The 14,347-nt window shown below is 38.1% G+C and carries 9 protein-coding genes; 3 read left to right on the top strand and 6 right to left on the bottom strand.

All coding sequences use genetic code 11. The features are described from left to right. From dnaA to recF, 3 genes are all read left to right on the top strand, one after another. Positions 1-1,359 (top strand): chromosomal replication initiator protein DnaA, encoded by a 1,359-nt coding sequence (dnaA, locus tag HXK94_000005; GenBank protein QTI96287.1) that lies wholly within the window; start codon positions 1-3, stop codon positions 1,357-1,359. A 487-nt stretch (positions 1,360-1,846) separates the two neighbouring features. After that, the gene (gene dnaN, locus HXK94_000010) at positions 1,847-2,941 is read left to right on the top strand and encodes a DNA polymerase III subunit beta (GenBank protein QTI96288.1); all 1,095 of its coding nucleotides are present in this window, start codon (positions 1,847-1,849) and stop codon (positions 2,939-2,941) included. 7 nt (positions 2,942-2,948) lie between these two features. Continuing rightward, a complete protein-coding gene (gene recF, locus HXK94_000015) occupies positions 2,949-3,986 on the top strand; it encodes a DNA replication and repair protein RecF (protein ID QTI96289.1) in 1,038 nt (345 codons plus the stop codon). A 17-nt stretch (positions 3,987-4,003) separates the two neighbouring features. On the opposite strand, the gene HXK94_000020 is transcribed toward recF, so the two are convergent. The 6 genes from HXK94_000020 to HXK94_000045 form a co-directional block, all read right to left on the bottom strand. After that, positions 4,004-4,585, bottom strand: coding sequence for a hypothetical protein (locus HXK94_000020; GenBank protein ID QTI96290.1), 582 nt, complete (start codon positions 4,583-4,585; stop codon positions 4,004-4,006). Between the two features lie 12 nt (positions 4,586-4,597). Then, positions 4,598-6,358 (bottom strand): C39 family peptidase, encoded by a 1,761-nt coding sequence (locus HXK94_000025; GenBank protein QTI96291.1) that lies wholly within the window; start codon positions 6,356-6,358, stop codon positions 4,598-4,600. Positions 6,359-6,366: 8 nt separating this feature from the next. Then, the gene (locus HXK94_000030; GenBank protein QTI96292.1) at positions 6,367-9,486 is read right to left on the bottom strand and encodes a M23 family metallopeptidase; all 3,120 of its coding nucleotides are present in this window, start codon (positions 9,484-9,486) and stop codon (positions 6,367-6,369) included. Between the two features lie 68 nt (positions 9,487-9,554). Next, the gene (locus HXK94_000035) at positions 9,555-11,417 is read right to left on the bottom strand and encodes a DUF87 domain-containing protein (GenBank protein ID QTI96293.1); all 1,863 of its coding nucleotides are present in this window, start codon (positions 11,415-11,417) and stop codon (positions 9,555-9,557) included. Between the two features lie 2 nt (positions 11,418-11,419). Then, a complete protein-coding gene (locus tag HXK94_000040) occupies positions 11,420-12,205 on the bottom strand; it encodes a hypothetical protein (protein ID QTI96294.1) in 786 nt (261 codons plus the stop codon). Between the two features lie 3 nt (positions 12,206-12,208). Next, positions 12,209-13,687 carry a PrgI family protein gene (locus HXK94_000045; protein QTI96295.1) on the bottom strand — a complete coding sequence of 493 codons (1,479 nt, stop codon included), beginning with the start codon at positions 13,685-13,687 and terminating at the stop codon, positions 12,209-12,211. Positions 13,688-14,347: the final 660 nt, after the last annotated feature.

The following is a 14,347-nucleotide window of genomic DNA, read 5'->3' on the forward strand; positions in this document are numbered from 1 at the left end:
ATGAATGAGTTGTGGAAAAACATCTTAGCTGAGCTTGAAATGGACCCTAGAATCCAAGGTGCAAATTTTAAGACTTGGTTTGCTGACACTCAACTCTTATCTTTAGAAAATGACCATGCAGTTATTGGCGCTAAAAATTCTTTTATAACTAATACTATCAAGAAAAAATATCTTGAGCATATCAAAAAAGCCTTTCGAAATAACGGTAAGAATCCTGAAATTATCTCTTTTGAGGTTATTTCCACAAAAAAACGTAAAAAACAGACCGAAGAAATTCCGACACATTCTTCTAAAAAACCTTCTGTTGAGGATTTAATTAAAAAGAAGACCGAAAAAGCCAAACATTCCAGCGGTTTAAACAAAGATTTTACTTTTGATAATTTCATCGTTGGCGGATCAAACGATCTTGCATTTTTTGCTAGCCAAAATGTTGCCAAAAATCCTGGAACAAAATACAATCCACTTTATTTTTATGGTGAATCCGGATTAGGAAAAACTCACTTAATGCAGGCAATCGGTAACGAAATTGAAAAAACACACCCAGAATTAACTGTTCTTTATATTACAATTGAAAATTTCTATCGTGATTTTTTGGATAACGTGCGCTCAAAAAAGCAAGGTTATGCTGATAAATATCGCAATGTCGATGTTTTGATCGTCGACGATATCCAATTTATTTATGGAAAAGATAAAACTCAAGAAGAGTTTTTTCATACTTTTAACGAATTACATCGAGCGAATAAACAGATTATTCTCTCTAGTGATCGTGCACCTTCAAGTATCCCAACTTTAACTGATCGTCTAAAAAGCCGTTTCGAAAGTGGAATGACTGTTGATATCCAACTGCCTGACTTTGAAACTCGTCAAAGTATCGTTGAAGCTCGAGCAGAGCATGATAATGTTAAACTCGACCCCGAGGTGTCGGAGTTTATCGCCGAAAACTACCGCACAAATATTCGTGAAATTATCGGAGCGGTAACTCAACTAATCGCAATGGCGGAGCTGCGAAATATTAAACCAAACCTCGAGCTTGCGCAAGGATTAATTCAAAATAGTCGACCGACTCGACCAAATCATCTTAACTCAAAAAAGATAATTGATAAAACAGCAAAATACCTGGGCGTTTCTAAAGAAGATATCTTAAGCAAATCTCGTCAAAAAGATATTAATCACGCGCGCCAAGTTGCTTGTTATTTAATGAAGTATGAGTTAAAAATGAGTTTTCCGCAAATCGGCAAGGAATTCTCACGCGATCATTCGACCATCATGAATGGTGTTTCGAAAATTGAAAAAGGCATTAAATTGGATGCTGAAATTCGCTCCGAAATCGAGAGCTTACGTGATTTAATTTACGAATAGAGTCTAAATGGCTCTATTTTTATATCTGTTAATTTGACATTTTCTATTTTTAGTTTTATAAAAAGCGAACAGCTTTATTTGTTCGCTTTTGACTTTTTCTAATTATATTTTATTCATATAAATACTAAGAGCACTTCTCTATTTGCGAAAATATATTTTTTATTTTATTGCTATGTTTGACAATATGCTGCTATTGTTTTAATAAAGTGTTGAAAGCTTGTGGAAAAATCAAAGATTTCGTTTGGAAAACCTGTAAAAATCTTGCAGAAAAAAATGGCAAAGTTTTGCACAAGTTTCTTGTGGATAATTTCCAATTTTCAAAATTGTGAAAAAGTATTTAATTTATGCACAGTTTTTCAAAAAGTTTTGCTTTGATTTTCCACACAAAAAATGGTATAATTTAAGTAGTGAATAAGTGGTTTTCCACAGTTTCCACAACACCTATTATTATAACTACTACTTTTTAAGAAAAAGGAATTTGAATTTTATGGAACTGACTGTTAATAAAGATGATTTAGCTAAAGCACTCAATAATGTTGAAGGAATTGCAAGTGCAAAAACAAGTATGCCTATTCTTGAGAATATTCTTTTACAAACAGATGGACCAAGACTTTTAATTGCTGCTACAAATTTAGAGATTGCGATTTCGCAAAAAATTAGTGCAAAAATTGAAAAAGTTGGTTCGATTATGGTTCCAGCAAGTTTAACAAAAAGTTTTATTAGTAGTCTTCCATCAAATAGTCAAGTTTCTTTTAAAGTTAGCGGCGATCATATTTTAATTGAAAGTGGAAATTATAAATCTAAAATTAATGGTTTTTCGGCTGAAGATTTCCCTGAACTGCCAACAATTGATGAGCCAACCGCACGATTTTTTATGAGTACGGATATTTTTAAAGAAGCGGTTGATCAAATCAACACGGTAAGTATGGATACTTCGCGGCCAATTTTAACGGGTGTGTTTTTGCATACTTTCGAAAACTATATTTATATGGCCGCAACGGACGGTTATCGATTGAGCGAGCGAAAGTTGTTTGAAACTGATCAAGAGTTTGAATCAATTGTTCCAAGCAGTGTTTTAGCAAAAGTTAAAAGTGTTATTCCAGAAAAACTTGATGAAATTGAAATTCTTATCAACGATAACCAAATTCAATTTATGGTTGGCGATATTTTAGTAATTAGCAATTTAATTGATGGAAAATATGTTGAATATCGCCGTTTAATTCCCGATAAAACTGAAACTACAGTAAAGATCAGCCGCACCGATTTTTACCAAATTGCAAAAGTTGCAAAAGTTTTTAGTGATAAATCTGGTGGAAGTGTTAAAATCACTGCAAACGAAGAAACTTCGAAATTATCAATGCATACAATTGCTAGCGAAATTGGTGAAAACACATCTGAAGCCGATGCGGAAATTCAAGGTGGAGGCGAAGTTACGCTGAATGTAAATTATATCGAAAATGCTTTAAAACCATTAAAATCTTCGAAAATTTATTTTGGATTTTCAGGAAAACTTGCGCCAACAATTTTTAAAAATACAGATAGCGATGATTATATCCACATTGTGATGCCTCTAAAAAGTTAGGAATTGAATGATTTTAAAAATTTTAAGGGTTCAGAATTTTCGAACGCATTCTGATTTCATTTTAGAAATTGGTGAAAAATCGACATTAATTTCTGGTGCAAACGGTAGCGGAAAGACTTCACTTCTTGAAGCGATTTATTTTACTCTTCAAGGAACTAGTTTCCGATCGAGCGATAAAGAAATTCTTCGAAATGATGGTTCTAGCTGGTTTCGGATTGATTTAAAAGATTCGAAAGATTCTTTAAGGACGGTTACATTCGATAATTCCCTTACTAGTTCGAAAAAGCAATTCCTAATAGATGGAAACAAAAAAGCACGCCTGAGCGCAAATTTAAGGGTTCCTGTGGTGCTTTTTGAGCCTGAAGACTTGCAATTATTGAGCGGGTCGCCGAATCGCCGACGTAATTTCCTGGATCATTTTTTAGCCCAAATTTATCCAAGTTTTCAACTAGCACTTTCAAGATACAATAAAGCCTTAAAGCAGCGAAATAATCTGTTGAAAAGTGATAATTTCTCAAAGATTGAACTCTTTCCGTGGGATTTGATGCTCGCAGAATACGGTTCCGAAATTATTTCGAAAAGATGTGAATTTATAAAATTATTGAATTCGAAGATCGAAAATATTTATGCAGAAATTTCAGGAGTTAAAGATAGTATTAAAATTCAATATTTGGGCGACAATGTCTCGAAAAGCGAAATTTTAGCGATCTTAAGTGAAAATGTTGAGCGCGATAAGATTTTAGGCTATACAAGTTTTGGTCCACACAAGCATGATATTCAGTTTATTTTTAATGGAAAACCAGCGCAAAATGTGGCAAGTCGTGGCGAGAACCGTAGTTTAGTTTTAGCGCTTAAATTTATCGAAACAGACATTTTAGCGGAACTAACTGGAAAACGACCAATTGTTTTGCTCGATGATGTATTTTCAGAGCTTGATAATGAGCGACAAAAATTACTAACTAAGCATTTTTCGAAATATCAAACTATTATAACTTCAACAAACGATATTCAGGTTGACGAATGTAAAATAACCTCACTAAGTTAGTGAGGTTATTTTTTTGGTTAATCTGTAATAGGCTTTACGTTTGTTGTATCTTCTTTACATACGGCAGGGTCGCAGTAATTATATTCGAGAACTGGATTTTCTTCCTTATCGGTGTCATAAAAATAGAACTTATACCTAAATGGTGTGAAAGATTCAATTTTTACCCATAAGGTTTTTTTGTTAGTATCTAGTTCGATCTTGAAGCGATGTGTGAAGATATTAGTTTTTGGATCTGTTTTGGCTGAGTAAGAGTCTTTATACATACTTACACGCTTATAATAAGTATTGTAATTATTGCCATTAACTTTAAGCTGATACTGTCGAACGACACTTTGAAATTCTTTATACATATTGAAATTTGCGCCGTTATTAACAAACTTTTCAAAGCCAATATACGGAACAGCATATTCTGGAAGATTTCCACCAGTTGGAGGGCCAATTACTTCGCCCGAAGCTGGATCGATCTCAGGTTTTTTGTTGGCCTCTTGCTGCTGGCGAACAACCGACCAGATTGCTAAACCAATCATGAGTGCGCTAGCAAATAGAAAGGTTATTACGATAGCTTTGATTTTCTTGTTTTTTAAAATATCTCTAAGCATATTCAACTCCTTTTATTTAGTAACTCCAAATGCTGCGAAAGTCATTGAGATGACGTAAGAAGGATCATAAGGAGTGTCGTCAAGCTCTTTACGGCCAGGGTTTGCTGTGTACCATTTTCCACCTGAGCTTTTTCGAATAACAACATAGTGGCTCGTGTTTAGGAATGGACCGGGGCCAGTTCCTGCTAACATAACCAACCCACCTTTCTTTAGGACATCTTCAACAGCATTAACTGAAATATCAATTTTAGATTGTTTTAATCCATAATCTTGTACCATTTCAACAACTCCTAGGGTAGTTCCGTATCCGGCTTCATAGCCCTTTTCGGCGGCCTTTTTAGCCATCTCAAGAGGGCTGATGGATTTTCCAGTAAGGGCTAGTACCATGTTGGAAACAGATGTTGGACCGCAGGCTGCGTGACACATTGTATTTCCAGGATTTTTTCCCCACTGTTCATTAGCCCATCGTGGATCGCATTGTTCGAAAACTGAGAATCCATCTGATGTTGTGTGTGATGCGTCGGCTGAAGTCATAAACTTGCCCGAAGCAGATCCGGTTGCACCACAAGAGTCCGATGACTTAGAAGAATTATTACCACCACCATTAAGCGCTTCTTGTAGGAATTTTACATAGGCTTCCTGTCCCTCAGTATTTGGGTGAATTCCATCACCTGAGTAAAGCTTTTCGCGTCCACCATTTTTCTCGGCGTAAGCCTTCCAATCTAAAACTTTAACTTCACTATGCTTTGATGCGAATGCTGACAACTTCTTGTTGATTACTTCATAATCAGCGTTACCACCTTTCGAGAAGTTATTTACCCAATAAATTTTCTTACCTTTTAATTTACCAAGTAGGGTTTCAGCAGCGCTTTCATCAAAGTTATCGTTAGTTCCAAGATTGATTACAACAGTATCGTTTATTTCAGCTGGGAGTTTGCTTGTTGCGGCTGCGATTGAGTCTCCGACCGTTGCTGAAACGTTCGAACCTGAGAATGTTGAAGTAAGTTTATCTTGTACACCAACAGTAATAGAATCGCCGATGAAGGTTATTTTTCCGCTATTTGATGAACTATTCGAGCTTGAAGATCCTGAATTTGAGCTCGAGCTTGAGCTGTTTGAGCTTGATGAATTGCTTGAAGAACTTGAAGAACCTCCACCCTTACCTTTATATTTAGCAAGAATATCATTACCAACTTGCTCACCTTCTTGAATACGTCCAGGTCGCAAATCTTCACGCGGTCGTTCAAACTGAAGCGTCCAGGCTGTAGTTGCTTCTTTCACGGATTTTGCAGAACTTACGGCATTTTTTGCGGCCACTTCTGGGCCCTCAAGTTCTGTCCATAGGAAATCTAGCTGAACACCAAGATCTGATACGGGCTTACCCTTTTCTTTGGCATAATTTTCGAGATTTGTTCGTCGTCCAAAAGACCACTGAGCAATACCATAACCAATTCCGCTACCCGCCTCATTTAAGTCAGGTTGAAAGTGGTTTGATTCACCCCAAAGGCTACCCATAACTCCAGCAACCTGTTCATCGCTCCAACCTTTAGATTTGAAGAAGTTCCAGATTTTTTCAGCATTATCGTTTCCTTCGAGGTTCGTGGAGCCACTACCACCACCTCCTCCGGTTCCACAATCATCACCCGCATCGTAATAGGTGATATTATTTGAATTGAAGAATTTAGCATTAAAATCTGCTTTGGCTGGAAAGCTAATTAAATCGGCTAGCAAAATAGATACGGCTATAATTGGTAAAATTCTGATTCGTTTCATTACAATACTTAAGTATTTCCTTTAATTAAATCCATAGGGTTGAAGGCACCTTTTTCTCCCGGTACTCCGGTTCCCTTCTTTGTTTCAAAGTGAAGATGTTCCCCGCTTGCGTTTCCTTCTGCTCCGGTAACACCAATCTGCTGGCCTTTTTTAACTTTATCTCCTTTATGCACGCTATGGGATCGCATGTGTGAATACGTGGTGTAAATATCGCCATTATGCTTAATTGCAACGTAGTGACTACCAGCACCCCATCCTACGGTTTCGGCGTCTCCACCGTAAACAACTTCACCGTCTGCTGCCGCATAAACTGGTGCTGCAGAGCCGAAGGTTGCACTACCGAAGTCTATTCCATAGTGTGTTGATGAGAATCCATCAAAGAATGATCTAGGTCCGAAATCTTGATCTGGCCCAACACCTTCGATTGAGTCACCATTAACTTTAACACCCTTAACTGGCCACACAAATTCTCCACTAAGTTTAGCTAGATCTGGGTCTACACCTCCTGAACTTGAGCTTGAACTTCCAGATCCGCCACCTTCGTCAGGTTTGAAATCTTCATTCATACCTTCTTCAACCCGAACATCTGTTAAGAATAGTGCGTATAGATTAGCTTTTGGATTTTTATCACTATTACAAATAGCTCCAAAGTTATCGTCATCATCATCTTCTGATGCGCCGATTGGTTTTTTGCGGTTGAAGCAATATTTTTCGTACTTTTTAAGTTCGGGACCCATTTCAACTGTACTTAGCATATCGTCAGTATCCTCGTCTCCGGAGTTATCTTTTTCTTTTAAATCTCCGCTACTCTTTAGCTCGTTGATAACTTCATCTGTATCTTTATCGGCTATTTTCATATCGATACCAGTATAGACATTGCAGAAAATATCAGTTGCAGCACCAGTATCTTTGATAGACTTATCTTCACAAGTGTCCATATTTGCAATAAAGTTCGCATCATTTGCAGCATGTGCGCCAGGCGTGATTGCAGCGAATGATCTTTGCGCACCACCAATAATCGAAGGCAGGAAGCCGCTGATTGAGGCTATTTGCTTTGAATAAGGTAGCATATTGCTTACAATTGAACCTAGGAATGTGTGACGAGTATTTGGATCGAACGGACTTCTTGTCTTTCGAATTTCTTCAGCATTTTCGGCAATTTGCCTTTCGGTCTCATGGTAAAAAGCAACGGCTTGTGATTTAGTTAATACTCCTCCGCTTCCGGCCATTGTGTTTTTAGACATCATCGCAGCAGAACCCGACATTATGGCATTACCAAAATTTTCACCTTTAGTGGAGTCGTTAAGAATTGTTCCAGTTAAACCTTGCGCAACATGCAGAGATATCTCATCCATCGCCTTATCTTTTAAGACAGTTAAGGCAAGAGACAGTGCAACACCAACAGCCGCTCCCCAAGCTATAGATCCTAGAACTTCAGCTACACAGGCAGTAGTTGCGCAGGCCACGAGGCTGGCTACGACTACTGCAGCACCAACTACAGCTGTAGTAACAGTTGCAACTTTACACCCTTTACGAACCACCCAGCCAAGAGTTCCGCTAGTGAATGTATCCATTATTTTTGCTAAAGCACCAGTTATACCAACTTGATAGTCTTTTGCCGAATTATCTAATTTAGAGACGCGGTCTCCATAAGCAACAGCGCGCCAACCCTGCGAATCTGTAGCGCTTTTTCCAGGACTATTTTCTTCAGCTGAATCTGCGAAAAATGCAAAGGCCTCTTTTAATCTAGAAGTATTAGAATCGCTTTGTTCGCTGTCTTTTTTCTCGTCGGAATCTTTCTTATTAGCAATTCCCATTAAACTATTTCCTTGAGCTGTGACTTCTTCTTGGGTTGCATCACCGGACCTGATCTTTGAAGACATCGAAAGGAAAGATAGCCCAAACTGAGCAAAAACTTCAACTTTTGCTACTTTCGCAACACTCCATCCCATAGTTACGAGTGCATACACGCCACAAATTTTATCAATTGCATTTAATGGGCCACTAAGTGTCTGACCTACACCCTTAATGGTATTTGCGGCTGCAATGGATTTTTGTCGGGCATTTTTAAAGCCCTTTTTGAGTTTATCACTATTAGATTTTAACTTATCTTTAACTGCACTCGTACCCTTATCTCCTTTTTCAACTTTACCGTCTTCTGGGTCCGGGTCACCCTTACGGCTTTTGCCGTCAGCGTCCTCTTCTTTCGAATGATCATTGGCAGTTTTTTTCATGTCCTCATCAATTTCTTCTTCGGTTTTGCCCTTGTTATTCTTTCTCCATTTCTTGAAGCTAAACCACCCCTTAAGCTTTCGCCACTTCTTGTCTAGGAAAGATGCAAAGCGCCCGTTATAGCCACGTTTAAAAGCCTCCCGAACCTCGGGATTTTTAGTTAGCACATTTTTAATATCTGAAGATGTATTATTTATTGTAATTTCTTGGCCAGCCTTAGTGTAGGTTAAGGATTTGATTTTTTTACGACCAAAAAGGCCATCACCATCCTCTAGTTCAACTTTAAAACCAGCCTCGCGTAGATTCTTAATATTTCGATTAGTCACTCGTGACATTCGACAAACGATTCCTGCCGTACAGTTTGCGCCCTTAACTTTAAGTTTCATAACTTTTACGCTTCGCTTGTTCATGCTTATCGAGGCTGAGTTGAGCTTTTCGGTAATCATTTCAGTGATATGGTTCGACATCAGGGAGACCATATTAAATGTTCCGGCAAAAATTAAAGCACCAACACCACCAATAACTCCACCAGTTGTAGCAAAAGCTCCCTTACCCTTAAAGAATGACATCGCGCGGTTTTTTGCGCCGCCTTTTGAGGCTGCATTTCGTGATTTATGAGTTCCTCCGCCGCTAACATTATTACGCCAACCACTTGATTGAGTTGTGGTTGCGTCTTTCATGAGGGTTTCGTTATCGCTGATTCCTGAACTTGAGCTTGTTGCCATAGACGAATTTTCAGCGCTCGCTAAATCTGACGGATTATAGCCGTCATCACCGCGAATAACCTCAGCGTTTCCCCATCTACTTTTTGCTTTTTCTAACGCAGATTGGTTTGTGTCGCTTAAGTCGCTAAAATCAAGATTTTCATCTTGGTCAAAATCTCTTGCTGCTCCCATTTTTTTCCTAAATTAAAACTCAAAAATTTATAAGACTATCTTAACATGTTTATGCTCATGTTTCAAGACTAGAATAATTCATTCGGGTCTGCATACCCATTTGTCATTAAGTTATCACTCTGGCGATTCTTAGAATTATTTGGACTTGTTGAAATTAACTGGTGTTCAGTATCACTGGCAATAATTTGAATATGAACGTGATTCTGTCCAGCGAAGAATAGACCTTGCCCAACTGGGAAGTTTGCAAGACGTTTACGCTCTTCTTCAGTTAATTTAAAGACATCACTCAAAACATCAACTGCGCTTGAAGATTGCTTTAGAAGTAGCTGCATTGAGCTGTTCGAAACAATCGCACGACCCATTTTTGAACCCATAAAGTCTTCAACGTCCTGAGAAATTGTAGTAAGACCAAGGTAGTATTTTCGGGCGCGTTTTGCCAAACTGAACAAAAAGTTTGCGGAATCGTCGTATTTCATTAACTGCCAAGCCTCATCAACGATCAGCATACGTTTTTTCTGTTCCGAACGCACAATATTCCAAATGTGTGAAAGCACAATATACATCGCAACTGGGCGAAGTTCATCTTCAAGGTCGCGAATATTAAATACCACCATTGAGTTATTAATATCAATATTTGATTGTTGCGAGAAAATCCCCGCGAATGTTCCGGTGGTATATTTGCGAAGGCGTTGTGCTAAACTTGGACCGCTTCCATCCATATGAACCAAAGTATCATAAAGATTATGGATTGTTGGCGGTGTTGAATTATGCGTTAGCGGATCAGAAGTAATTCCAGCGCGCGCATAAGTATCGATAATCGCTTGATCAAGATCAGCTTCTTCACTCGGCGAAAGACCAATTGATTGCCCTGCACTCGTTCCGCCAAGCATTAAGCGAAATAGGCCGTGAAGTGTAACGATATTTGCGCGAAGTGCGTTGTCGGCTTCCTCGGCATCAATAACGTGTGGCAAATCGAACGGATTAATTCGCACATCAGAGTTCAAACTTAAGCGAATGTAGCTTCCGCCAACCGCATCACTTAATTTTTGGTATTCGTTTTCTGGGTCGATAATTAAAACTTCGGCGCCCATCATCATTGTTCGAAGGGCCTCAAGCTTCACAGTGAAAGATTTACCGGCACCAGATTTCGCAAAGACCACCATGTTAGCGTTTTCAAGTGTGAAACGGTCGAAAATAACAAGTCCGTTATTGTGCATATTAACACCATAAAGAACACCATTTTCCTGCGTAAGATCGGCAGAAGTAAATGGGAATGAGGTTGAAATTGCACCCGTGTTCATGTTTCGGCGAATCTGTAATTGATCTGAAAGTTGAGGAATTGTTGCTTTCAAGCCCTGCTCTTGTTGGCTTGATGCCACTTTCGAAAATAGCATTTGCTGTCCGAGCATTGTTTCGATTTTACTTCGTACGAAGTTTAATTCATCAAGGCTATCAGCATAAATCGTTAAATAAAGTCCAAAACGGAAGAATTTTTCCGCTCCAAGCTGGAGTTGATCTCGAAGCTCTTCGGCGTCATTTAAGGCAGCCTCGAGCGCTGGGTCACGAGTTTTACCCTTTTCATTATTAATCGAAAGGTCGGCTTCAAGCTGGGTAACTTTTCGGCGGAGGTTTTTCATCACGATTTCGGTTTCAACTGGATAAATAAACATTGAAACATCCAAAACTTCATCAGCATTCAAGATTGGTGAAGCCCATCCGGTGTAAAGCTGGCGTGGGTAGCCATAAACGTAGATTGTCTGGCCGTATTTTGTGCCTAAGCGAAAATAGCTCGAGTGAAATTCGAGGCTTGATGGCGCGATAAGGTCGCGTAAAGTGTTAATACCAGTTAAAAATGCTTGTTCAACCTCAGCCTGCTCTTGGGCGCGTTGCTGCGCGGCAATATCAACTGCGTCTTTTTTCTTCTTCCCCATAATTAAAATCCTCCTTGATTTGGATTATCACCCTCTGCTTTTCGAACAAATAAGCTTGCTGTATCACGGAAATCACCCAAAGGCTCATAAACTGCCGTATCTGGGTTATAAACATTGTAATAAAGCTCACCAAGTTCTTTCGTGCTTAACTGCACGGATTTAATTCCCATTTGATAAAGTCCACCAGTGATTGAGTCAACGCGTTTTTTAATTTCCTCGCGCGCTTTATCCCAGGTATTTCGATCAATTTTCGAAATTTGTGCACTTGGTTTTGCGAATATTTTTCCAAAAAATCCCTTGGCTGAATCTTTAAGATTATTTAGATCACCAGTTGGGTGGTAAGGAATAACAATAAAGAAAGATTTATCCATAATATTCGCACTGCGACTCAAACTATCGATAAAGTTAATATAATCTTCCATTAAATCACCAAGAAGCATATTATCTTGAGCCATTTGAATATCGGCAAGTTTGTTTAGATATGGCTCGATATCAACGCGTTGCGAACGAACCAAAATTTGAATTGGAAAAGTTAGCGAGTTTAAAAAGCTCTGGTAAGAATACTCCACTCCCTCACGTTCACGAGAACTCATAAGGTCGAAGTTGATTGACTTACAAGCAATAACTGCTCGAAAGCTGCCATCGCGCATCACAACCATTCCTTCACGAAGTTCGGCAATTTCTAGCGAATTTTGTGTTGAAGTTGGGTTAGCTGGTGCATTTGAATTTGTTTTATTCTCGGCTTGGTTTGCATCCATTGCTGGATTTTTTTGATTCATGTTATTCATTATTTACCTCAATGATATTAATACTTCATTTTCTTCCAGGTCGACCTCTTTTGAATTATCCTGGGTAATCTTTTCTTTATTTGCTATTTTATTCGCTTGGCGTGCAAGCGTTTCAACCGAAAGGTCCTTTCCTTCTGAAACTAGCCTTTTCATTTCAGCACTAATTTCTTTAGCAGAGGTTCGACCGGTTGATTGTTTTTTATTAATGAACGGATTATCCTCTGGGTTTGTTGAAATTCTCGCCTTTGGATCGCGCTTTTCTCTTTCGTCTGTTGTATTATTAAATTCTCGAATTCTCTCAATATCTTCACGGAGTCCTTCAAGTTCATCTTTTTGGCTTTGATAGCTTTCTGGACTATTCGGTGCTGGATACGGATGTTGTTGCGGTTGATTTGGATAAGGGTTCTCAGTAAAGTTTGAAAGTGGTTGTGGCGCAGGTTGTTGGATATTGCGCGGTGGGTTTTGTTGCCAGTTGGGTGAAATAACAGTTTGATTCATTGAATCTGGGTAAGGGTTGTAATGAAGCTTGATATTATTAAATTCGTTATTATTTTCAGGATTTGGTTGAGGCGGATTTTGCCAGTTTTGGCTTGGAGTGTAGCTATTAGAATTATTCTGTCCCGAATTCCAATTTTGCGTTGGGTTTTGCGGATAGGTATTCGTAAAAGTATTGTTAGGAGTTTTATTTTGACTAAAATTCATGCGATATTGGTCTTGCTGATTTTGTGAAAATGCTGTAGGCTGAGTTTGTACTGGGGCTGATACTGGGGCTTGAATTGAGACATCTTCAAATTTAACATTATCTGAGCCAATGTATTTATTTTTAGGATCGAAATAATAAGTTTGGTCTTGAATGTTTTCCGAACTTTCATTCGTAAACTGTGCGAGATTTCGCGCCATATCAAGGTTTTGCATAATTTGTTGTTTACGTCGCTGGTCGTGTTGGCTTAAAAGATTATCAACATTTGAAGATACGCGGGAATTTTCAAACATATCTTCCGCTGAACGTGCCTCATTAGAGTATTCCTCTCGAACGGTCGTGTTTACGGGTGCAATTGAGTGCTTAATAGCCCAACCTTCAGTGTCAACAATATCCGCCAAATAACTAAGCCGTCTTGACGCTTCATTTTGTGAGATATCTTTAGTTAAATGTTCATCTTTTTTAATTGGCGCAGAAATTTGAATCAAATGTTCAACACCATCTGGCTGCCAATAACGCTTATTAGGTTTAATATAAAAAGAAACAATTGCAGCAAGATAAGTTTCCATTGGTTGATCTTTTCGCAGAGGCAATGCGAGCGCTCCAAAGAAAATGATGAAAGGCATTGGTATAATTACTAATCCAGGAAAAATTCCCCATAGAAAAATATCCAGTGCAATACAGCCTGCAACAATAATCAAGTAAATAAACTGCCGAAAATTAAACGGCCCAAGCAATTTGTCATCAGCCTCAACGTCTTGAGGAACTTTATAAACGCTCATTCTCTATTTTTGCCCACTTCTCCTTTATTATTAGTACAATTTTAACATATTTTTTCTAAAAAATAAAGTAAAAAAAATAGACAAAGTCGTGAATGCTGACCTGACACCTAGCAGTTTAGCTATTTCAATATTGACAAGTCAGACATTTTTTGATATACTTTTGAAAGTTATTATTTATTTTTGGGGATTTATTTACCCCAAAAAAAATAAAAAGATTTCGTCGTTTTCATATGACGAATGTCTTTTGTACATTTTCGAAAATTTAGAATTTTCTGAGAATTGAAAATACAATAAATAGTAACTCAAACAGAAAAAACCACTTCCGAAAACGGAAGCAGTTCTTTAACCGAGTAGTTCCATAAACTAGGCCAATAGTTTATGGAATGAATCACATCTCCACAGTGAGATCAATCATTTATTGCGGTTACGCTCGTTCTTGCGTAGCCGTTTTTTATTATCTTTATCTGGCGGTTCTTTATTTGAGTTTTTTATAAACAATTCAATCAGAACTTCCAAAATTGGATAAGCTTTTTCAAAAACACTTATCAAAAGCAAATCAATATTTATATTTGACAAATAATAGAAAAAAGACGGATCATTTTTTAAACCGTCTTTTTAATTCACCCATAAGATATATGAACTCAGATTACTTTTAGACTA

This window comes from Candidatus Nanogingivalaceae bacterium (assembly GCA_015257795.3).
In the GTDB taxonomy this organism is placed as follows: Bacteria; Patescibacteriota; Saccharimonadia; order Saccharimonadales; family Saccharimonadaceae; genus Nanogingivalis.

What these genes read in the sequence shown, in the direction of transcription:
- recF (QTI96289.1), top strand. Translation starts at nt 2,949, where the DNA reads ATGATTTTAAAAATTTTAAGGGTTCAGAATTTTCGAACGCATTCTGAT.
- HXK94_000040 (QTI96294.1), bottom strand. Translation starts at nt 12,205, where the DNA reads ATGAATAACATGAATCAAAAAAATCCAGCAATGGATGCAAACCAAGCC.
- dnaN (QTI96288.1), top strand. Translation starts at nt 1,847, where the DNA reads ATGGAACTGACTGTTAATAAAGATGATTTAGCTAAAGCACTCAATAAT.
- HXK94_000025 (QTI96291.1), bottom strand. Translation starts at nt 6,358, where the DNA reads ATGAAACGAATCAGAATTTTACCAATTATAGCCGTATCTATTTTGCTA.
- dnaA (QTI96287.1), top strand. Translation starts at nt 1, where the DNA reads ATGAATGAGTTGTGGAAAAACATCTTAGCTGAGCTTGAAATGGACCCT.
- HXK94_000020 (QTI96290.1), bottom strand. Translation starts at nt 4,585, where the DNA reads ATGCTTAGAGATATTTTAAAAAACAAGAAAATCAAAGCTATCGTAATA.
- HXK94_000030 (QTI96292.1), bottom strand. Translation starts at nt 9,486, where the DNA reads ATGGGAGCAGCAAGAGATTTTGACCAAGATGAAAATCTTGATTTTAGC.
- HXK94_000035 (QTI96293.1), bottom strand. Translation starts at nt 11,417, where the DNA reads ATGGGGAAGAAGAAAAAAGACGCAGTTGATATTGCCGCGCAGCAACGC.
- HXK94_000045 (QTI96295.1), bottom strand. Translation starts at nt 13,687, where the DNA reads ATGAGCGTTTATAAAGTTCCTCAAGACGTTGAGGCTGATGACAAATTG.